The sequence below is a fragment of the Streptococcus phocae genome, from assembly GCF_001302265.1.
Classification (GTDB): Bacteria; Bacillota; Bacilli; order Lactobacillales; family Streptococcaceae; genus Streptococcus; species Streptococcus phocae.
Genome location: NZ_LHQM01000031.1, coordinates 18161 through 36916, shown reverse-complemented (window position 1 = coordinate 36916; position 18756 = coordinate 18161). Strand labels below are relative to the sequence as shown.

22 protein-coding genes are annotated in these 18756 nt (G+C 39.9%); 20 read left to right on the top strand and 2 right to left on the bottom strand.

Going from position 1 to position 18756, the window contains the following annotated elements:
- Nucleotides 1-132: 132 nt before the first annotated feature.
- From AKK44_RS07065 to greA, 6 genes are all read left to right on the top strand, one after another.
- Entirely contained in the window at nucleotides 133-3225 is a 3093-nt protein-coding gene (locus tag AKK44_RS07065; protein WP_054279101.1) for a DEAD/DEAH box helicase, read from the top strand.
- A 104-nt stretch (nucleotides 3226-3329) separates the two neighbouring features.
- On the top strand, nucleotides 3330-3944 hold the full coding sequence (locus AKK44_RS07060; protein WP_054279100.1) for a hypothetical protein: 615 nt from the start codon (nucleotides 3330-3332) through the stop codon (nucleotides 3942-3944).
- 52 nt (nucleotides 3945-3996) lie between these two features.
- A complete protein-coding gene (gene murC / locus AKK44_RS07055; RefSeq protein WP_054279099.1) occupies nucleotides 3997-5328 on the top strand; it encodes a UDP-N-acetylmuramate--L-alanine ligase in 1332 nt (443 codons plus the stop codon).
- Between the two features lie 46 nt (nucleotides 5329-5374).
- Nucleotides 5375-5863, top strand: a complete 489-nt coding sequence (locus AKK44_RS07050; protein ID WP_054279098.1) for a GNAT family N-acetyltransferase — start codon at nucleotides 5375-5377, stop codon at nucleotides 5861-5863.
- A 103-nt stretch (nucleotides 5864-5966) separates the two neighbouring features.
- On the top strand, nucleotides 5967-7493 hold the full coding sequence (mltG, locus tag AKK44_RS07045; RefSeq protein ID WP_201777508.1) for an endolytic transglycosylase MltG: 1527 nt from the start codon (nucleotides 5967-5969) through the stop codon (nucleotides 7491-7493).
- 66 nt (nucleotides 7494-7559) lie between these two features.
- A complete protein-coding gene (greA, locus tag AKK44_RS07040; protein WP_037595731.1) occupies nucleotides 7560-8048 on the top strand; it encodes a transcription elongation factor GreA in 489 nt (162 codons plus the stop codon).
- A gap of 143 nt (nucleotides 8049-8191) precedes the next feature.
- Here greA and yidC read toward each other — a convergent pair whose 3' ends face one another.
- Together yidC and AKK44_RS07030 are read right to left on the bottom strand one after the other, a co-directional pair.
- Entirely contained in the window at nucleotides 8192-9121 is a 930-nt protein-coding gene (gene yidC, locus AKK44_RS07035; RefSeq protein ID WP_054279096.1) for a membrane protein insertase YidC, read from the bottom strand.
- Nucleotides 9122-9203: 82 nt separating this feature from the next.
- On the bottom strand, nucleotides 9204-9482 hold the full coding sequence (locus tag AKK44_RS07030) for an acylphosphatase (RefSeq protein WP_054279095.1): 279 nt from the start codon (nucleotides 9480-9482) through the stop codon (nucleotides 9204-9206).
- Between the two features lie 119 nt (nucleotides 9483-9601).
- Here AKK44_RS07030 and AKK44_RS07025 point away from each other — a divergent pair, with 119 nt between their 5' ends.
- From AKK44_RS07025 to AKK44_RS06965, 14 genes are all read left to right on the top strand, one after another.
- Nucleotides 9602-10339, top strand: coding sequence for a TrmH family RNA methyltransferase (locus AKK44_RS07025; RefSeq protein ID WP_054279102.1), 738 nt, complete (start codon nucleotides 9602-9604; stop codon nucleotides 10337-10339).
- A 39-nt stretch (nucleotides 10340-10378) separates the two neighbouring features.
- Nucleotides 10379-10879: an HD domain-containing protein gene (locus AKK44_RS07020; RefSeq protein WP_054279094.1), complete on the top strand. Its 501-nt coding sequence runs from the start codon at nucleotides 10379-10381 to the stop codon at nucleotides 10877-10879.
- Between the two features lie 14 nt (nucleotides 10880-10893).
- A complete protein-coding gene (locus AKK44_RS07015) occupies nucleotides 10894-11583 on the top strand; it encodes a Bax inhibitor-1/YccA family protein (RefSeq protein WP_054279093.1) in 690 nt (229 codons plus the stop codon).
- A 191-nt stretch (nucleotides 11584-11774) separates the two neighbouring features.
- Entirely contained in the window at nucleotides 11775-12017 is a 243-nt protein-coding gene (locus AKK44_RS07010; protein ID WP_037594657.1) for a YneF family protein, read from the top strand.
- A gap of 188 nt (nucleotides 12018-12205) precedes the next feature.
- Nucleotides 12206-13000: a glutamate racemase gene (racE, locus tag AKK44_RS07005; protein WP_054279092.1), complete on the top strand. Its 795-nt coding sequence runs from the start codon at nucleotides 12206-12208 to the stop codon at nucleotides 12998-13000.
- Nucleotides 12997-13980: a nucleoside-triphosphate diphosphatase gene (locus tag AKK44_RS07000; protein WP_054279091.1), complete on the top strand. Its 984-nt coding sequence runs from the start codon at nucleotides 12997-12999 to the stop codon at nucleotides 13978-13980. The genes racE and AKK44_RS07000 overlap by 4 nt, the downstream gene beginning before the upstream one ends.
- Nucleotides 13959-14480, top strand: coding sequence for a metallophosphoesterase (locus AKK44_RS06995; protein ID WP_054279090.1), 522 nt, complete (start codon nucleotides 13959-13961; stop codon nucleotides 14478-14480). The genes AKK44_RS07000 and AKK44_RS06995 overlap by 22 nt, the downstream gene beginning before the upstream one ends.
- Nucleotides 14477-14938, top strand: coding sequence for a cyclic-di-AMP-binding protein CbpB (gene cbpB / locus AKK44_RS06990; protein WP_054279089.1), 462 nt, complete (start codon nucleotides 14477-14479; stop codon nucleotides 14936-14938). The genes AKK44_RS06995 and cbpB overlap by 4 nt, the downstream gene beginning before the upstream one ends.
- A complete protein-coding gene (gene xerD, locus AKK44_RS06985; RefSeq protein ID WP_054279088.1) occupies nucleotides 14935-15681 on the top strand; it encodes a site-specific tyrosine recombinase XerD in 747 nt (248 codons plus the stop codon). Before cbpB ends, xerD begins: the two co-directional genes overlap by 4 nt.
- On the top strand, nucleotides 15681-16388 hold the full coding sequence (locus AKK44_RS06980) for a segregation/condensation protein A (protein WP_054279087.1): 708 nt from the start codon (nucleotides 15681-15683) through the stop codon (nucleotides 16386-16388). Before xerD ends, AKK44_RS06980 begins: the two co-directional genes overlap by 1 nt.
- Nucleotides 16385-16939, top strand: coding sequence for an SMC-Scp complex subunit ScpB (gene scpB, locus AKK44_RS06975; protein ID WP_054279086.1), 555 nt, complete (start codon nucleotides 16385-16387; stop codon nucleotides 16937-16939). Before AKK44_RS06980 ends, scpB begins: the two co-directional genes overlap by 4 nt.
- 59 nt (nucleotides 16940-16998) lie before the next feature.
- Complete coding sequence (locus tag AKK44_RS06970; protein WP_037596079.1) at nucleotides 16999-17721, top strand: pseudouridine synthase; 723 nt, start codon at nucleotides 16999-17001, stop codon at nucleotides 17719-17721.
- Nucleotides 17721-17981 (top strand): membrane protein insertion efficiency factor YidD, encoded by a 261-nt coding sequence (gene yidD, locus AKK44_RS08765; protein ID WP_082385605.1) that lies wholly within the window; start codon nucleotides 17721-17723, stop codon nucleotides 17979-17981. The genes AKK44_RS06970 and yidD overlap by 1 nt, the downstream gene beginning before the upstream one ends.
- A gap of 175 nt (nucleotides 17982-18156) precedes the next feature.
- On the top strand, nucleotides 18157-18714 hold the full coding sequence (locus tag AKK44_RS06965) for a tRNA (cytidine(34)-2'-O)-methyltransferase (protein ID WP_054279085.1): 558 nt from the start codon (nucleotides 18157-18159) through the stop codon (nucleotides 18712-18714).
- The last annotated feature ends 42 nt before the right edge of the window (nucleotides 18715-18756 follow it).

Sequence of the window (18756 nt, the reverse complement as noted above, 5' to 3'; positions counted from 1 at the left end):
TTTGGGGGTCAGTACAATGCTAGTGGTTTTTTCTTTATGCGATGCCTAATTCTTATTAAAAGTGTATTTTAACAAGAAATATTAGGTGAATTTTGATATAATTAAAGGATAAGCAAAAAGGTGGGACGGTATATGGCTAGATTAATTCCAGGGCGTATTCGAAATCAAGGCATTGAGCTGTATGACAAAGGATTGGTTTCTATTTTAGATTATAAAGAAGGGCTTTTGCAAGCAGAAGTTGGTGCTTTTCACCTGCAATATGGTATAGAAGATTCTGACGTTCATTGTGATTGTCAATTATTTGCACAAAAAAACTATTGCCAGCACATCGCAGCATTGGAGTATTTTTTGAAAAACAATGATGAAGGCAAGGCTTTGTCTGAACAGCTAACCAGTCAAACAGAAAGCAAAGAAGAAACGCAAAAGATGACTTCTTTTGGCAGTCTGTTTTTAGACAGTTTAACCATGAATGAGAATGACACCACCACGTATCGGCTATCTGCTGTAGGGGCACCCAGTCCTTTTTCAACGGATTATTGGTGGAGTCTTAAAATCAATCGCCTACCAGATGAACGCTCCTACGTGATTCGTGATATCAAAGCATTTATCAATGTTGTTAAAAAAGAAGGGTTTTACCAAATCGGGAAAAACTACTTTGAACCTTTGTCTATTCTTCAGTTTGATCAAGCCAGTCAAGAATTAATTTATTTTTTATGGCGGTTGAGTCCAGATTCTGATAAATTTGACCAAGAGTTTATCTTTCCTAATCATTCACGCCACCTACGTTTACCCAGTGGCTTTTTTGAAGAGGGCATTTACCTACTAACGGCTCTTTACGATTTTACCTTTGAGGGGTCAGCACAAACCTATTCACATCTTTATGTTAAGCACTTGACAGCCGAAGCAGAACTTTTCGATTTTTCGGTCAAGGTTCATCGTAAATCGATTGAGCTCCAGATTAACGAAAAAAACAGTCAGTATTTTTTTGACAATGAATACTTGTTATATCAGGACACCTTTTATCACCTCAGTTTAAAACAACGAAAAATGGTCCAGGCGATTCGTGGCTTGCCCATTGACTCAGACTTGGCCAAGCACATTTATTTTGATCTAGATGACCAAGCCAAGTTAGCAGCCAGTCTCCTAGAATTTCAAGAAGTAGGACACGTAACAGCTCCGAAAAGTTTTGCCATTCGAGATTTTGTGCCTAGTTTTTACTTTGACCTCAATGCTCAGGGCAAGGTAACCTCGCAACTAGTGTTTGACTATGGAAATGTGACCGTGAGTGACAAGGCTAGCTTAGACCAACTGCCGTTTGCTAGCCACTATAAAAAAGAAGAAAAAATCAATCGCGCTTTGAAACGATTTGGCTTTTCACCTCAATTCACCTCGGAAAAAGACATTGCTAGTCCACGAGACTTGTACGCCTTTTTCACTGAAGCCCTTCCTTATTTTGAAGGATTAGGAAAAGTTCACCTATCAGATGCTGTTGAGGCATTACGCTTTTCTGAGGCACCTCGCATTAATATTAATCATAGCGGCGGTCTTTTAGATGTGTCTTTTGACTTTTCGAGTGTGTTCGAGGATGATATCAATGATGCTTTGACAGCCTTGTTTAATAACAATCCTTATTTTGTCAGTGAGTCGGGGAAATTGGTGGTTTTTGATGAAGAAACCCAAAAAATCAGTCAAAGTCTTCAAGAATTAAGGGCTAAGCAATTAACTAATGGGCACATGCAGTTAGATGGCATTGCAGCTTTACAGGTTTCCCAGCTCTTTGCAGACATGTCTTCGGTTCATTTTTCAAAAGAACTCGAGACCTTAATTTATGACCTGCAACACCCAGAAGCCTTTCCTTTGAGCGATTTGGCTATTAGTGCAACTATTCGTGATTACCAACTACAAGGGATTAAATGGATGTCTATGCTTGATAAACATGGTTTCGGGGGCATCTTAGCAGATGATATGGGTCTTGGAAAAACCTTGCAAACCATCGCCTTTTTATCTAGCAAAATGACCAAAACATCTAAAGTGTTGATTTTATCGCCTTCTAGTTTGATTTATAACTGGTTAGACGAGTTTCAAAAATTTAGCCCAGAAACGGATGCCGTTGTTGCCTATGGCTTGAAAAGTGTCCGAGATCAGGTTATTGCTCAAGGTCACCAAGTAACGATTACAAGTTACTCCTCTTTTCGCCAAGATTTTGAAGCCTATCAAACCTTTTCCTATGATTACTTAATCCTAGATGAGGCGCAGGTGATTAAAAACTCTCAAACGAAAATAGCGCAAAGTTTACGAGCATTTGATGCCAAAAACTGCTTTGCCTTGTCAGGAACACCTATTGAGAATAAGCTTTTGGAAATTTGGTCTATTTTTCAAATCGTCTTACCAGGGCTATTGCCAGCTAAAAAAGAGTTTTTAAAAATGGATGCGAAGCAAGTTTCACGGTATATTAAGCCGTTTATCATGCGACGCAAAAAAGAAGACGTGTTACCAGAATTACCAGCCTTAATTGAAGTGAATCACTATAATGAAATGTCTGATAGTCAAAAAGCCATCTATCTGGCTCAGCTCAAACAAATGCAGGAACGCATTTTAGCAAGTAGCGATGCTGACATTAACCGTCGCAAGATTGAAATTTTATCAGGCATCACCCGTTTGAGACAAATCTGTGACACGCCGAGCCTATTTATGGATTACACTAAAGATAGTGGTAAGCTAGATAGCTTACGAACGTTACTATCACAAGTCAAAGCCAATGGGCACCGAGCGCTAATATTTTCTCAATTCAGAGGAATGCTAGACATTGCTGGTCAGGAAATGGACGCTCTTGGGCTAACATCTTATAAAATTACAGGATCGACACCAGCCAATGAACGTCAAGAGATGACCAGAGCCTTTAATAGCGGCTCAAAAGATGCCTTTTTGATTTCTTTAAAAGCTGGTGGAGTGGGCCTCAATCTAACAGGTGCAGATACCGTTATTTTAATTGACCTCTGGTGGAATCCCGCTGTTGAGATGCAAGCAATTAGCAGGGCGCACCGTATCGGACAAGAAGCAAATGTTGAAGTGTATCGCTTGATCACACGGGGCACTATAGAAGAAAAAATTCTTGAATTGCAAGAAAGCAAGCGTAACTTGGTGACCACTGTCTTAGACGGAAATGAAAGCAGAGCTAGCATGACCGTCGAAGAAATCAAAGAAATTCTAGGGCTAAACTCTTAAATTGACCATTTATAGGAACGATTTATTGCCTTGGAAGATTTTGAAAAATACCCCTATTTAGTTTATAATAGGTGATGCGAGTAGGAAGGAAGAGTGTGTAAAGGATGAATAAAAAAAAGTTTCCTCTGGTTGCCGATGGTGAACCGGTTATTAGCATGGCTAAGCCAATGGCTCTATACGATAACGAAGACCTTATAACCAATATTCGAGGCGATTACCATGATAAGGCATACGACGATGAGGAAGTAACCTTACAGCCTTCTGATGATACAAGTAATGCCCCTACAACCACTTCTTCACCTACGGTGACTAGGTCTACTAGTCATCAAAGTCATAGAAACTATACTAACGAAGCTAGACAAAAAGCTAAACAAGATATCAAAGAAAAACGGAAAGCTTATATTAGCAAAAAAATCGCTTATCCTCCCAAACAACCCACTGCTGTCAAGACAACAAAGAATCCGTCTGGGGCAAAAAAAGCAACAACAGAGTTACATCGATTTTCAGAGAAGCTTCAGCAAGACAGTTATATCCTAGCTGAACTACCGCGCCAGTACAAAGAGCCCGAGCAGTCTCAATCGAAACAAGCAGCTATTATCAAAAATAACTATGACTTTTTAAAACGCAGCCAAATATACAATCCTAAAGAAACTAAAGAACACCGTGACAAAATTGTTGCTCAGGAGTTAAATTTGAGTCGGCTTAAAGATATCACATAACGGTTATACCAAAAAACACAAAGATTAGTAAAGGATATTAAAAGGAGTCGACATGTCAAAAACCTATCATTTTATTGGAATTAAAGGTGCGGGAATGAGTGCTTTAGCGCTCATGCTGCACCAAATGGGACACCGCGTGCAAGGTAGTGATGTTGAAAAATACTATTTCACACAAAGAGGTTTGGAGCAAGCTGGGATCACCATCTTGCCTTTTAGTGAGAACAACATCTCTGAAGAGATAGAAATCATTGTTGGTAATGCTTTTCACGAAGACAACAACCAAGAAGTTGCCTATGCCTCACAGATGCAAATCCCCTTTAAACGCTATCACGAGTTTTTAGGCGATTTCATGACACAATTCATTAGTTTAGGTGTTGCTGGTGCGCATGGAAAAACCTCAACCACAGGGCTTCTCTCGCACGTCTTAAAACACATCACAGACACCTCTTATTTGATTGGTGATGGGACAGGACGCGGCTCTAGCAAGGCCGAGTATTTCGTTTTTGAGTCAGATGAGTATGAGCGTCATTTCATGCCTTACCATCCTGAGTATTCAATCATTACCAATATTGATTTTGATCATCCAGATTACTTTACAGGTATTGAGGATGTTTTCGACGCCTTTAACGATTACGCTAAACACGTTAAAAAAGGCTTATTTATCTATGGAGAAGACCCATATTTAAGACGCATTAGTGCAGAAGCTCCGATTTATTATTATGGTTTTAATGACAGCAATGATTTTCAGGCTTGTGACATTATCAGAACAACCAATGGTTCAGATTTTAGCGTGACCTATGAGGGGCGTGATTTGGGACGCTTCCATGTACCTGCATATGGACGTCATAATATTTTAAATGCGACAGCGGTCATCGCTAATTTATTTATTGCTGGCATTGACATGACTTTAGTAGCCGAGCACTTGAAAACTTTTTCAGGAGTTAAGCGTCGCTTTACAGAAAAAATCGTCAACAACACAATCATTATTGATGATTTTGCCCACCACCCAACAGAAATCACAGCAACTATCGATGCTGCTAGACAAAAATACCCTAATAAAGAGATTGTGGCTATTTTTCAACCGCACACCTTTACGCGGACCATTGCCTTGCTAGATGAATTTGCCTTAGCTTTAAGCGAAGCAGATAGTGTTTATTTAGCTCAGATCTATGGCTCTGCAAGAGAAATTGACAAGGGTGATGTCAAAGTTGAAGACCTTGCGAAAAAGATTGTCAAACCAAATCAGCTCGTGACGATTGAGAATGTTTCTCCCTTGCTAGATCACGATGACGCTGTTTATGTCTTTATGGGAGCTGGAGATATTCAACTATATGAACGTTCTTTTGAAGAATTGTTAGCCAACCTCACCAAGAACAATCAATAACACAAGTCCTGCCTTAGGCAGGTTTTCTCGTTGTAAAGGAGTTGACATGTTAATTAGACACGCTCAGGAAGCAGACTGGCAAACGATTGCTGCGATTGAAGAGGATAATTTTTCTCTGAAAGAAGCAGCAACAAAGTCAGCCATCAAACAAAGAACACAACTGATTTCAGATACGTTTCTAGTGGCAGTCATCGATGATACCATCGTAGGTTACATTGAAGGTCCGGTCATTGATGAAACTGACATTTCTGATTGTCTCTTTCATCAAGTGAGCAACAATCCTCCCCAAGGGGGTTATATAGCCATCACTAGTTTGTCCATTGCGAGCCATTATCAGCAGCAAGGGATAGGAACCGCTCTGCTTGCGGCTATGAAGGATTTAGCAATCGCCCAGAAGCGAGAAGGGATTCTATTGACCTGCCATGAGGAGCTGATCCCTTACTATGAGATGAATGACTTTCAAAATCAAGGTCTGTCCCTTTCAAAACATGGGCAAGCTGTCTGGTATCGCATGCTTTGGCTAGCCAATTCATAAGCCTAAAGTTTAGAATTATATTAAGAGTTTGTAACAAAAAATAAGGTTTATTGCATTTATAAGACTTTTAAGATATAATGGCGGTTGATTACGTTTAGGAGGATTGGCTTTGACCGATTTAAAAGATAACGAGCAAAAACAGCGGGAAAAAAGTTTTAAAGCGCAAATTCTTGCTGAGCTAGAACAAGCGAATCAGATCAGAAAACAAAAAGAACAAGAACTGTTTCAAAAACAACTAGAAGCAACAGAAGCTGCTCAAAAAACCGCACAGCTTTATGAAAAATATCAGAGACAAGAGTCATCAGAAATACCCTTAGAGGCGACAATAGGAGACACAATTCCTATAGAGGAGCCTAAAAAGGCACCTAATGATGACACGCCTACGAGAGAAAGTCATCAGAGCCTGTCTGAGAGAACAACACCTGCAGACAGCCTAGAAGAACCCTCTCAGCTGCACGTCAAGGAAGGCATTTTAGTGAAAAAGGGAGTAAGTAAGCGACAACAGGCAGACCAAGTGGCTAAAAAAATATCAAAAGTATTAATATTATCCATTTTAACAGTGATGTTAATGGTTGGCTTGGCAGGAACAGTCTACGTTTACAGTGCCATCAATCCTGTTGATAAAAACAGTAAAGAATTTGTGCAGGTTGAAATACCAGCAGGTTCAGGAAATAAGCTGATTGGACAAATTCTTGAAAAAGAAGGACTGATAAAAAACAGTACGGTATTTAATTTTTACACCAAATTTAAAAACTTCACCAATTTTCAGAGTGGTTACTATAACTTGCAAAAGAACATGTCTTTAGAAGAAATCTCTGAGGCTTTACAAGAAGGTGGAACGGCTGAGCCAACAAAACCTGTTTTAGGGAAAATCCTCATTCCAGAAGGGTACACCATCAAACAGATTGCTCACGCTGTAGAGACTAATAGTAAACCAAAGAGTAAGGAACGAAAAACGCCATTTACTTCTAAAGATTTTTTGAAATTAGTATCTAACGATGCCTTTATCAAAAAAATGGTTAAAAAGTATCCGAAGCTTTTAGCAGACATCCCAAGCAAGGAAGTTGCTGTCTATCAGCTAGAGGGGTACCTTTTCCCGGCAACTTATAACTATTACCAAGAAACTGAACTAGAAGATCTTGTAGATGAGATGCTTGCTACAACCGATTTGACCCTATCACCTTACTACGACAAGATTGCTAGTCTTGGTAAAACGGTTAATGAAGTCTTGACCTTAGCTTCTCTGGTTGAAAAAGAAGGATCGACAGATGATGATAGACGCACTATTGCTAGTGTTTTCTACAATCGTTTATCAAACGGCATGGCCTTGCAATCAAACATTGCTGTATTGTATGCAATGGGGAAATTAGGACAAAAAACAACCTTAGCTGAAGATGCAGCTATTGACACAACCATTAATTCTCCATATAATATTTATACCAACACAGGGCTGATGCCTGGTCCAGTGGATAGTGCAGGCCTTTCTGCAATTGAAGCAACCCTAAATCCCGCATCAACAGACTACCTATACTTTGTGGCTAATGTCCACACAGGTGAAGTCTACTATGCCAAAACATTCGAAGAGCATTCAGCGAATGTTGAAAAATATGTTAATAGTCAAATTCAGTAAAACAAACATGATGCTTTTGCATCATGTTTGTATTTCTGATAAATAAAAAAAGAAAAGAGAGATACCATGGCAGAAAAAACCTACCCGATGACAGTGACAGAAAAAGAACAGTTAGAAAAAGAACTCGAAGAGTTAAAATTAGTTCGTCGCCCAGAAATTGTTGACCGTATCAAGATTGCTAGATCTTATGGAGACCTTTCAGAAAACTCTGAGTATGATGCTGCAAAAGATGAACAAGCCTTTGTTGAAGGTCAGATTTCTACCTTAGAAACCAAAATACGTTATGCGGAGATTATCGATAGTGATTCCGTAGACAAAGACGAAGTAGCTATCGGTCGAACAGTTGTGGTACAAGAGGTTGGAACAACTGATAAAGACACTTATCATATTGTTGGTGCAGCTGGAGCAGATATTTTCTCAGGAAAAATCTCAAATGAAAGCCCTATTGCGCAAGCTTTAATTGGTAAAAAAACAGGGGACAAGGTGAAAATTGAATCTCCAGCAGCCACTTATGAAGTAGAAATCATTAGCGTTGCTAAGACCATAGAAGGCTAAGCCTTGACAGCTATTCATTATTAAGGTTAAAAGGGATTGTATAATCCCTTTTATTGTGCCGTTCATGTGATTAGAAGCATCAAAAAAACAAGTCCATTTATCGATGGACTTGTTTTTTTATCTTTTTAAGCACCTGATGGTGTTTAGGAACGTCTTTTTTGCTTACCAGCATTGCGTTTGACTTGCTTTTCTTTGGGAGCCATAACTGCTTGTGGTGTTGTTTGAGTTGGTGTAACATCCTTTTTAGGTGTTTTTGGGACGTAAGGTTTAGGAGGATTTTTCGAAAATTCTTCTTCGACTTTCTGCTTTGCCTTTGGTTTTAACAAAAAGGCAGCAATAAGTTGTTGGAAAATACTAAAGAATCCACCAACTAACCAGTATAAGCTAAGGCTGGCTGGAAGCGAGAAAGAGATAGCAACCATTACGACTGGCATGATATACATCGCTTTTTTGAGTTGTTCGCGCTGTTCTTCAGGAGCTGTTAAAACGGATAACCATGATTGGAACAGGTAAAGAACCGCAATAACGGCGATTAATAGGAAACTCTGGCGTCCCAAGTCAATCCCTAAGAAGTTACTTGTTGACACGCCTTTGGTAAATTGAACAGCAACATACATGGCTGAAAAGAAAGGCATCTGTATCAAAATAGGCAAGCATCCGACGCCACCTAGTGGGTTGATGCCATACTCACGTTGGGCAGCCATTAATTCTGCTTGGGCAGCCATTTTTTCTTCTTGGCTAGAAGTTTGTTTGATGCGTTGATTAATCGGCTCAAACATTGGCTTGAAGTAAGCCAATTTTTCAGAATGATAGCTAGCTTTCCAAGACTGGTAAAGCCCTAGTGGTAAAATAATTGTTCGTACGATAATTGTCACAATGATAATGGCTAGGCCATAACCTAGCACCATGTCATTAGCAAAATAATCGATTAAATAAGAAGCAGGTTTCCCAACAAAATTCCAAACGATGCCTGAAGGGTTTCCCTGAGAGTCTTTGCTGACACACCCTGTCAGCGTCAAGAGGACTGTTAACGCAAGTCCTGAAAAAAGTATGCGATTTAATTTTAATTTCAATGTAGTTGTCCTTTAAATTTTAATATACCTATCCATTTTACAGCTTTTTAACAAAATTAACAATAGTTCTGAAGGTTGATTTTTAACGTTCCATTTTGAAGTCTTGAAAATCCTCGAAGGTTGTAGAGACAATATCAACGTAAGTCACCTTTGAAAACCTCGAAGGTCCTTGCCTCACCCCTTTAATAAATTGGGTTAAATGGTTGGGATCATCAGACTGAGCCAATATTTCGACGGTACCATCATCATTATTCCAAATGCGTCCATAAACTTTCCCGATTTTTCGTGCCAAGACATAAGTGGCGTAACGAAAACCGACGCCCTGAACCCGTCCCGAAACGATTAAGCGAACTTTTTTCATTAAAGTACCTCCTTCCCCTATTATAGCATAAGCTGGTAAAGGAGACTTTGATTTGGGATGTCTTGACAGGACTGACTATTTTTCTAAAAAGGCAGTTCTTTTTATGGTATAATAACAACATGGTTATTACATCAAAAACAAATCGTTTGATTAAGCAAACAAAAAAACTCTTGCAAAAAAAATACCGCAAAGAATCCTACCTAATTGAAGGCTGGCACTTATTTGAGGAAGCACAAAACTCAGGACAGACCATCGTATCGATTTTTGTGTTAGAAGAACATGCTCATCGCTTATCAGGTAGTGACAAGGTCATATTGGTTACTATGGACGTTTTAAAAGAGTTAACAGACTCACCTAGTCCACAAGGTATCGTTGCAGAAATAAAGTTCCCTGATCAATCGCTTCCTAGCCATTACCAAGGGAAATATCTGGTTTTAGAAGATATTCAGGATCCAGGAAACTTGGGAACCATGATTCGAACAGCTGATGCGGCAAGATTTGATGGGGTTTTTCTATCTGAAAAATGTGCCGATCTTTACAATCAAAAAACCCTGCGATCCATGCAAGGGAGTCACTTCCATTTGCCAATTTGGCGAGCGAATGTCTATCAACAGTGTCAGAGCATGCAATTGTCTCAAATCCCAATTTTAGCAACGACCCTCTCCAAAGATTCTGTAGACTACAAAAGCTTACCCAATCTGGACGCTTTTGCCTTAGTCATGGGAAATGAAGGTCAAGGTATCAGCCAAGAAATGATCAACATAGCTGACCATTTAGTCCACATTTCCATGCCTGGTCAGGCGGAGAGTTTGAACGTTGCAGTAGCAGCGGGAGTGCTGATTTTCAGCTTGATTTAAGCTAATGTGATATAATAATGCCCTGGGGGAGATTATTATATGCATTATACAAAAGACAAAGAATATATGGGATACGTAGGTCATTTGATTGCCCACCCTCGTTTTCAAAAATTAGATGATATCGTTCAGCACCAGCACTCAACGCGCTTAGAGCACTCTATAAACGTTTCTTATTCTAGCTATAAGTTGGCCAAACAATTTGGTTGGGATGCCCGCAGCGCTGCAAGAGGAGGTCTGCTACACGATTTCTTTTATTACGATTGGCGAGTAACTAAATTTAACAAAAGCCATGCTTGGGTACACCCACGCATCGCAGTTAGAAACGCAAGAAAATTGACAGAACTCAATAAAAAAGAAGAAGACATTATCCTAAAGCACATGTGGGGAGCTACTTTAGCCTTTCCGCGCTACAAGGAAAGTTACATTGTTACTTTCGTGGATAAGTACTGGGCTATCAAAGAAGCTACAACGCCCTTGCGACAGAAGTGGGCAAATCGCCGCTTCTTGCGTCGAAAGACGCTACAAAGTCATCACCGCTAGTGAAAGGAGCTAGGATGAATAAACACATTATCAGCACACAAACAGATGCAGGTTTAAATCAGTTTTTTGCAAAAATTTATAGTCTTGTCGGTATGGGAATAGGGCTTTCGGCCTTTGTTTCCTATCTCATGCTGTTTCCGTTTAGAGAAAACTTCATGATGATTATATTACAACACCCAATGGTTTACTATGGGGCAATCGTTGTGGAGTTGCTATTAGTTTTTGTAGCTAGTAAAGCAGCTGCAAAAAACACACCAATGGCTTTGCCTTTATTTTTGATTTACTCAGCATTAAATGGCTTTACGTTGAGTTTTATTATTGCAGCTTATGCGCAAACAACCGTTTTACAAGCTTTCTTATCATCAGCAGCGGTATTTTTTGCCATGTCTGTGGTTGGAGCAAAAACAAAGCGTGACTTATCAGGTCTTCACAAGGCCATGATGGCTGCTCTGATTGGTATTATTGTTGCTAGTTTGATTAATATAATGATTGGCAGTGGCGTAATGAGTTATGTCATTAGCCTTGTTTCTGTCTTGATATTCTCGGGCTTGATTGCTTCAGATAATCAAAGAATCAAGCAACTTTACCATGCAACAAACGGTCACGTAGAAGACGGCTGGGCTGTTTCGATGGCTTTAGCACTATATTTGGACTTTATTAACTTATTTATCAGCTTGCTTCGTATTTTTGGAAGCAACGACTGATTGTAGTGGCAAAAACGGACTTTGGTCCGTTTTTTTGATGAGTTAAGCAAAGCTTAAGACAAGTTTAGTATCATAAAGACCATGATGCTTGAAACTTGTGATTAGCTGAGAGTTTTGCGCTAGTAAATTTGTAAATTCAGTCATTTTTTGATATAATGAGAGGAATAAAAAAACTAGGAGAATATATCAACATGACTACAGCTATTTGGATCTTGTTAATTATTATTGCCCTTGCGGCTGGTCTGTTTGGTGGTATTTTTATTGCCCGCAAGCAAATCGAAAAAGAAATCGGGGAACACCCACGTTTGACACCAGAAGCTATTCGAGAAATGATGAGCCAAATGGGTCAAAAACCAAGCGAAGCTAAAATTCAACAAACTTATCGCAATATTGTAAAACAATCAAAAGCAGCCGTTGCTAAAGGTAAAAAATAAGCGACGGGTGAGGAAGTTCAATTCCCGGATGACTCTGTCATTACAGTTAAGTGTAAACAATCTTTGAACATTATGTTCGTCTGAACGTCTGTTTTCAGCTAGATTTGTCAACTGTTCAGGGTTAAAGAAAGACTCAGTTGGCTTCTACCAACTGAGTCTTTCGTATTTTGAATAAGGAAGTAATCATAATGGATAATAGACCGATTGGATTTTTAGACTCTGGTGTAGGAGGTTTGACCGTGGTGCGTGAAATCATGCGTCAGCTTCCCCACGAGAGAGTGGTCTACATTGGAGACTCTGCGAGAGCTCCTTATGGACCTAGGCCTGCTGAACAAATCAGAGAGTACACTTGGGAGTTGGTTAACTTTTTATTGACTCAAAACGTTAAAATGATTGTCTTTGCCTGTAACACGGCCACAGCAGTTGCTTGGCAGGAAATTAAGGCAGCGCTAAGCATTCCTGTTTTGGGGGTAATTCTTCCTGGAGCAAGCGCAGCCATTAAAGTAACAACTTCTGGATGTATTGGGGTAATCGGGACGGCGATGACGGTAGAATCAGACATTTACAGAGAACGCATTCAGCAACTAGCACCTTCCATGCAAGTGACTAGCCTAGCTTGTCCTAAGTTTGTTCCTATTGTGGAGTCTAATGAGATGGCGTCTAGTCTGGCTAAAAAAGTCGTTTACGAAACCTTAGCCCCTTTGGTTGGTCAGGTAGATACTTTGGTATTGGGCTGCACGCATTACCCTTTGCTGAAACCAATTATTCAGAATGTTATGGGGAAATCGGTCACGTTGATTGATAGTGGTGCAGAATGCGTCAGAGACATTTCTGTACTTTTAAACTATTTTGACATCAACAGCAGTCGCGGTGAAGCTACTGCGGGATATCGTTTTTATACAACAGCTAGTGCCGAAAGCTTTCGAGAGATTGCGTCGACCTGGCTCAAACAAGAAGTAGAAGTGGAGCATGTAACCTTATGAGCAGTCGTACTTACGAACACAAAGATGATGAGAATTGGTTTATTGGTAAGATGGATGGGGGTAATTTTATCATGGGATGGGGTGTAGACCATGAGGTCATTAAGCCAGTACAAAACCTCCTAGATAACCTTGTAGATACAGACTTTGAGAATCGTAGAGGCTATGATGTGGTGGTGATTCGATATGCTTCTGCTTTTGCATTAATCAATTTTGTGGTTGACATGATCAATCAAGAAACCCAGCGAGACATCAACGTCATGCAACACGCAGGGGCTACTTTATTAATTGAAAACAATCGCTTAATAGGGGTACATCTTGCTAAAGAAGGGGTTTTGACAGCAGATTTTTTTGCCTCAAATAAAGATGAGTTTGGGGATAAGATTCTGATTGCCACGCGTAATGAGGGCAAAACCAAAGAATTTCGCCAATTATTTGAAGCTTTTGGATTAAGGGTAGAGAACCTTAACGACCATCCCGAACTGCCAGAGGTGAAAGAAACCGGGGTAACCTTTGAAGAAAATGCCCGCTTAAAGGCTGAGACCATTTCGAAACAAACTGGTCAGATGGTTTTAGCAGATGATTCAGGCCTTAAAGTTGATGCCTTGGGAGGTTTACCGGGTGTTTGGTCTGCGCGCTTTTCAGGACCTGATGCTACTGATGACACAAACAATGCCAAGTTATTGCACGAGCTTGCTATGGTTTTTGATCAAAAAGATCGTTCAGCCCAATTCCACACCACTTTGGTCGTTGCAGCACCGGGTAAAGATAACCTAGTGGTTGAAGCCGATTGGCCAGGCTACATCGCGACTCAGTTAAAAGGCGAAAACGGCTTTGGTTATGACCCACTCTTTATCGTTGGTGAAACAGGTCGACATGCAGCAGAGTTAGAGGCAAAAGAAAAAAATCGCATCTCTCATAGGGGTCAAGCAGTCAAGAAATTAATGGAGGTCTTTCCAACATGGCAAGCAAAACAATCATAGTAATGAGTGATTCTCATGGTGATCGTGAGATAGTAGCCGCCATAAAGGACCGTTATCTTGGAAAAGTTGATGCCATTTTTCACAATGGTGACTCAGAGCTGAGCAGTGATGATCCGGTTTGGCAAGGCATCTATGTTGTGGGTGGCAATTGTGACTCAGATAGTGCTTACCATGCCAGTTTGGTAACCAAATTAGGAGATATTACCATCGCACAAACCCATGGGCACCTCCAACAGATTAATTTCACCTGGGATAGACTGGACTATTTTGCACAAGAAGCAGAAGCCACCCTGTGTTTGTATGGGCATCTACATCGCCCAGCAGCTTGGCAGCTTGGCGAAACGATTTTTCTTAACCCAGGCTCTGTCACGCAGCCACGCGGAGAGGTTAATGAAAAACTCTATGCGCGCGTGCAACTAACAGATGAGTTAATTACAATTGATTACTTGACTCGTCAACATGAGTTGTACCCATCACTTTCTAAGGAATTTAAACGATGATCGCAAAAGAATTTGAACGATTTTTAAATCGCCATCTGGATAGCTATCTGATTCCAGCAGAAGATTTGGCTATTTTTATTGATATCCATAATGCTGATCATGTCATGCTATTATTGGTGAGTAATGGGTTTTCAAGAGTGCCTGTTATCACAAAAGATAAAAAGTATGTTGGAACCGTCAGTATTTCTGATATCATGACCTATCAAAACAAAGAACAGCTCTCGGAGTGGCAGATGAGTCAAACAGATATTGGCCATATGGTCAATACAAAGATTGACACCATCAACGTCACTTCTAAACTGACAGAAATCATGCATAAATTAGTTGATTTTCCTTTTCTACCAGTGGTTGATGACACCCATCGCTTTATTGGGATTATCACGCGAAAATCAATCTTAAAGGCAGTCAATAGCCTATTGCATGACTTTACAGATGAGTACACGATTACAAAAAAATGATTACCTTTATTGAACCCTTCATCAGTAACAAGTCCTTAGCGGAAAACAGCCAAAAATCTTATCGCTATGATTTGCAACAGTTTTGCCATCATGTCGGTCAGCGGATTAACCAAGACCGACTAGCCTTGTACAAACAAAGCCTTTCATCGCTAAGTATATCAGCTAAAAAGCGAAAATTATCCATCGTCAATCAATTTTTGCATTATTTGTATCAAGAAAACATTTTGAGTGACTATTACCATATTGATGATAAAGCTCACAAGATAACTCCCAAGCAACCGCTTTTTTCAAGCCTTGAGCTGTCAGCGGTCTATGAGGCGCAGCCAGTTTCAAATGGGCAACTCATAGCGATTTTAATTTTAGAATTAGGATTGACTCCAAGCGACATTGCCCATTTAAAAATGGCGGACATCAATCTTGATTTTAACATCATGACCATCCAGTCGCCTAAGGGCATGCGTGTTGTGAAACTGACGAATCGCTTAGTACCTTTTTTGGCACCAGTGGTTTCAGACAAACAGGTTTACCTGTTTGGATCAGGGGCAGAACCCTTGTCTAGACAGTGGTACTTCAACCAGTTGAAAGGATTTTTACACGGTATTGGTCAGGGTCATTTGTCAGCTCAAACCTTACGAGAACAGTTTATCTTGACGCAACGCTTATCAGGAAAATCAATCATAGAGGTCAGTCAGATGCTAGGTCTAAAAAGCCCAATAACACTAGAAAAGTATTACAAATCATAATGGATATAAAAGTTAAGGATTTTGAAGGACCGCTTGATTTACTCTTGCACTTGGTTTCTCAATATAAAGTTGATATTTATGAGGTTCCTATTGTCGACGTTATTGAGCAATATCTAGCCTATTTAGAAACCCTCCAAGCGATGAAATTAGAAATCGCAGGAGAGTATATGCTTATGGCTAGTCAGTTAATGCTCATTAAAAGTCGACGTTTATTGCCTAAGTTGATTGACAAAGAACCAGTCGAAGATGACTTAGAGCAAGAGCTGTTAGAAAAAATTGAAGAGTACAGCCATTTTAAACGCCTCAGCCAGGAGTTGGCACAGCAACACGACCAACGTGCCCAGTTTTTCTCAAAACCGAAGCAAGAACTAATTTTTGACGATACGGTTTTAGTGAAGGACAAGACTGTTATCGACTTGTTTTTGGCCTTTTCAAATATGATAACTGTCAAAAAAGAAACATTTAAGCAGAATCACGCAGTTGTTGAGCGAGATGACTATCGTATCGAAGACATGATGCAAGTTATTGAAACAAGACTAGGACACGATAGGGAAGTCACCTTGTCAGAATTATGTCAAGATTGCCGAAGCATCAATGAAATCATTGCTTTATTTTTAGCTAGTTTAGAGTTAATTAAAAGACACCAGGTGTTCGTGGATCAAGCTAGCAATTTTGGTCCTATTGTGTTGCGAAAGGAGGTTCAATGACTTATTTAGCACAAATTGAGGCCCTCTTGTTCCTTGCAGGTGAAGAAGGTCTTGGGGTGAGGCAATTAGCCTTGCTATTAGATTTGACTCCGACTGCCTTGCAGCAACAATTGGAAAAACTGGAGCAAAAATATTTGGCAGATGCTGATTCTAGCCTTTGCTTATTAGAAACAGCTAATACCTATAAATTAGTGACCAAGCCTGTCTTAGCGCCTTTGCTGCGAGCCTACTCCAAAAGCCCAATCAATCAAAGCTTGTCGCGAGCTGCTTTGGAGGTGCTCTCGATCATTGCTTATAAGCAACCAATCACAAGAATTGAAATTGACGCCATACGTGGGGTCAACTCTAGTGGTGCGCTGAGCAAATTACTGGCTTTTGGTTTAATTAAAGAAGCTGGTAAAAAAGACGTTGTCGGACGTCCCAATCTTTACGAAACAACGGATTATTTTCTAGATTATTTGGGAATTAATCATTTGGAACAGTTGATTGATGCTCCGCCAATGGAAGCGTCCGATGACCAAGAAATGGATTTATTTAGTCACTCCGACTAGACAAAACCTACGATGATTTATCCCAAAGGGTAAGTCCTATGGAAGAAAGAAGAAAAATAATGAGAATTAACAAGTATATTGCCCACGCAGGAGTCGCTAGTCGTCGTAAGGCTGAAGAATTAATTAAACAAGGATTGGTGACATTAAATGGACAAGTCATTACAGAATTGTCGACCTTGGTAAAATCTGGGGATATTGTCGAAATCGAAGGTAGCCCTATCTACAATGAGGAGAAGGTTTATTACTTACTCAATAAGCCACGAGGCGTTATCTCGAGTGTCTCAGATGACAAGGGACGTAAAACAGTGATTGACCTTTTGCCACAAGTCAAGGAGCGAATTTATCCAGTTGGGCGTTTGGACTGGGATACCTCAGGGCTTTTGATCTTAACCAATGATGGGGACTTCACAGATAAAATGATTCACCCGCGTAACGAAATTGATAAAGTCTACTTAGCACGTGTCAAAGGAATTGCAACAAAAGATAATCTACGCCCATTAACGCGAGGCGTTGTGATTGACGGTAAAAAAACAAAACCGGCTCGTTATAATATTATTCGTGTTGAAGCTGATAAAAATCGCTCAATTGTAGAACTAACCATCCACGAAGGACGTAACCACCAAGTTAAGAAAATGTTTGAATCAGTTGGGCTGTTGGTCGATAAATTGTCTCGGACACAATTCGGTACCTTGAATTTGACAGGTCTACGACCTGGTGAAGCCAGACGTCTCAATAAAAAAGAAATCAGTCAATTGCACAACGCTGCTAATACCATCACATGATAAAATCTTTATTAATTGGAGCCATCAGGGGCTATCAACGCTATTTGTCGCCCCTTTTTCCTGCTTCTTGTCGCTACAGACCTACCTGCTCGGCTTATATGATAAAAGCAATCGAAAAGCATGGTTTCAAGGGAGTTTTGATGGGGATAGCGAGAATATTTCGGTGTCACCCATTTGTCTCTGGGGGAGAAGATCCTGTCCCAGACCATTTTAGTTTGACAAGAAATGACAAAGCTGTAAAACATGAAAAAAAGCGTTAACTTTAGTGTAAATACATTGACAACGACTGCCAAAGTGCTATAATAAAAAACAAGCATTCGTTGATTTAAATCAAACCTGTTATGATTTAAGTTAACGAGTCACCACAACCACATTGTTTGCTGAGCATGACTCCGAGCAGTGTGGTTTTTTATGATGAAAAGAAATGAGTGAACTATGAGTAAGACACAAAATGCTTCTGCAACCAATCAAAAAAGTTTGAATCACGTGGTGTTATTTCAGCCACAAATTCCTCAAAACACAGGAAATATTGCCAGAACCTGTGCAGCAACAAATGCCCCTTTGCACATCATCAAGCCGATGGGGTTTCCGATTGATGACCGAAAAATGAAGCGGGCTGGACTAGACTATTGGGATAAACTAGATATTCGCTTTTACGATAGTTTAGACGCTTTTTTAGAAAGCTGTCAAGGTCAGCTTCATCTCATTAGTAAATTTGCTGAGGCTGTCTATTCTGATGAGACATACGACGATGGGCAAGAACATTACTTTTTATTTGGTCGAGAAGACACTGGCTTGCCAGAAGTCTTTATGAAAGAACATCAGGAAAAAGCCTTGCGAGTCCCCATGAACGATGACCATGTTAGAAGCCTCAACCTTTCTAATACGGTTTGTATGGTCGTTTATGAAGCCTTGAGGCAACAAAATTTTAAAGGCCTAGAACTTAGTCATACTTACGAGAATGATAAATTGAAAGGCGCATCATTATCATAAAAAACCTATTTTTATCAAAATAGTGAACAAACCTATTGCTAT

Bases quoted from the DNA above. Each gene is read 5' to 3' on its own strand.
- AKK44_RS07065 (WP_054279101.1), top strand. From the start codon at position 133: ATGGCTAGATTAATTCCAGGGCGTATTCGAAATCAAGGCATTGAGCTG.
- AKK44_RS07060 (WP_054279100.1), top strand. From the start codon at position 3,330: ATGAATAAAAAAAAGTTTCCTCTGGTTGCCGATGGTGAACCGGTTATT.
- murC (WP_054279099.1), top strand. From the start codon at position 3,997: ATGTCAAAAACCTATCATTTTATTGGAATTAAAGGTGCGGGAATGAGT.
- AKK44_RS07050 (WP_054279098.1), top strand. From the start codon at position 5,375: ATGTTAATTAGACACGCTCAGGAAGCAGACTGGCAAACGATTGCTGCG.
- greA (WP_037595731.1), top strand. From the start codon at position 7,560: ATGGCAGAAAAAACCTACCCGATGACAGTGACAGAAAAAGAACAGTTA.
- AKK44_RS07030 (WP_054279095.1), bottom strand. From the start codon at position 9,482: ATGAAAAAAGTTCGCTTAATCGTTTCGGGACGGGTTCAGGGCGTCGGT.
- AKK44_RS07025 (WP_054279102.1), top strand. From the start codon at position 9,602: ATGGTTATTACATCAAAAACAAATCGTTTGATTAAGCAAACAAAAAAA.
- AKK44_RS07020 (WP_054279094.1), top strand. From the start codon at position 10,379: ATGCATTATACAAAAGACAAAGAATATATGGGATACGTAGGTCATTTG.
- AKK44_RS07015 (WP_054279093.1), top strand. From the start codon at position 10,894: ATGAATAAACACATTATCAGCACACAAACAGATGCAGGTTTAAATCAG.
- AKK44_RS07010 (WP_037594657.1), top strand. From the start codon at position 11,775: ATGACTACAGCTATTTGGATCTTGTTAATTATTATTGCCCTTGCGGCT.
- racE (WP_054279092.1), top strand. From the start codon at position 12,206: ATGGATAATAGACCGATTGGATTTTTAGACTCTGGTGTAGGAGGTTTG.
- AKK44_RS07000 (WP_054279091.1), top strand. From the start codon at position 12,997: ATGAGCAGTCGTACTTACGAACACAAAGATGATGAGAATTGGTTTATT.
- AKK44_RS06995 (WP_054279090.1), top strand. From the start codon at position 13,959: ATGGCAAGCAAAACAATCATAGTAATGAGTGATTCTCATGGTGATCGT.
- cbpB (WP_054279089.1), top strand. From the start codon at position 14,477: ATGATCGCAAAAGAATTTGAACGATTTTTAAATCGCCATCTGGATAGC.
- xerD (WP_054279088.1), top strand. From the start codon at position 14,935: ATGATTACCTTTATTGAACCCTTCATCAGTAACAAGTCCTTAGCGGAA.
- AKK44_RS06980 (WP_054279087.1), top strand. From the start codon at position 15,681: ATGGATATAAAAGTTAAGGATTTTGAAGGACCGCTTGATTTACTCTTG.
- scpB (WP_054279086.1), top strand. From the start codon at position 16,385: ATGACTTATTTAGCACAAATTGAGGCCCTCTTGTTCCTTGCAGGTGAA.
- AKK44_RS06970 (WP_037596079.1), top strand. From the start codon at position 16,999: ATGAGAATTAACAAGTATATTGCCCACGCAGGAGTCGCTAGTCGTCGT.
- AKK44_RS06965 (WP_054279085.1), top strand. From the start codon at position 18,157: ATGAGTAAGACACAAAATGCTTCTGCAACCAATCAAAAAAGTTTGAAT.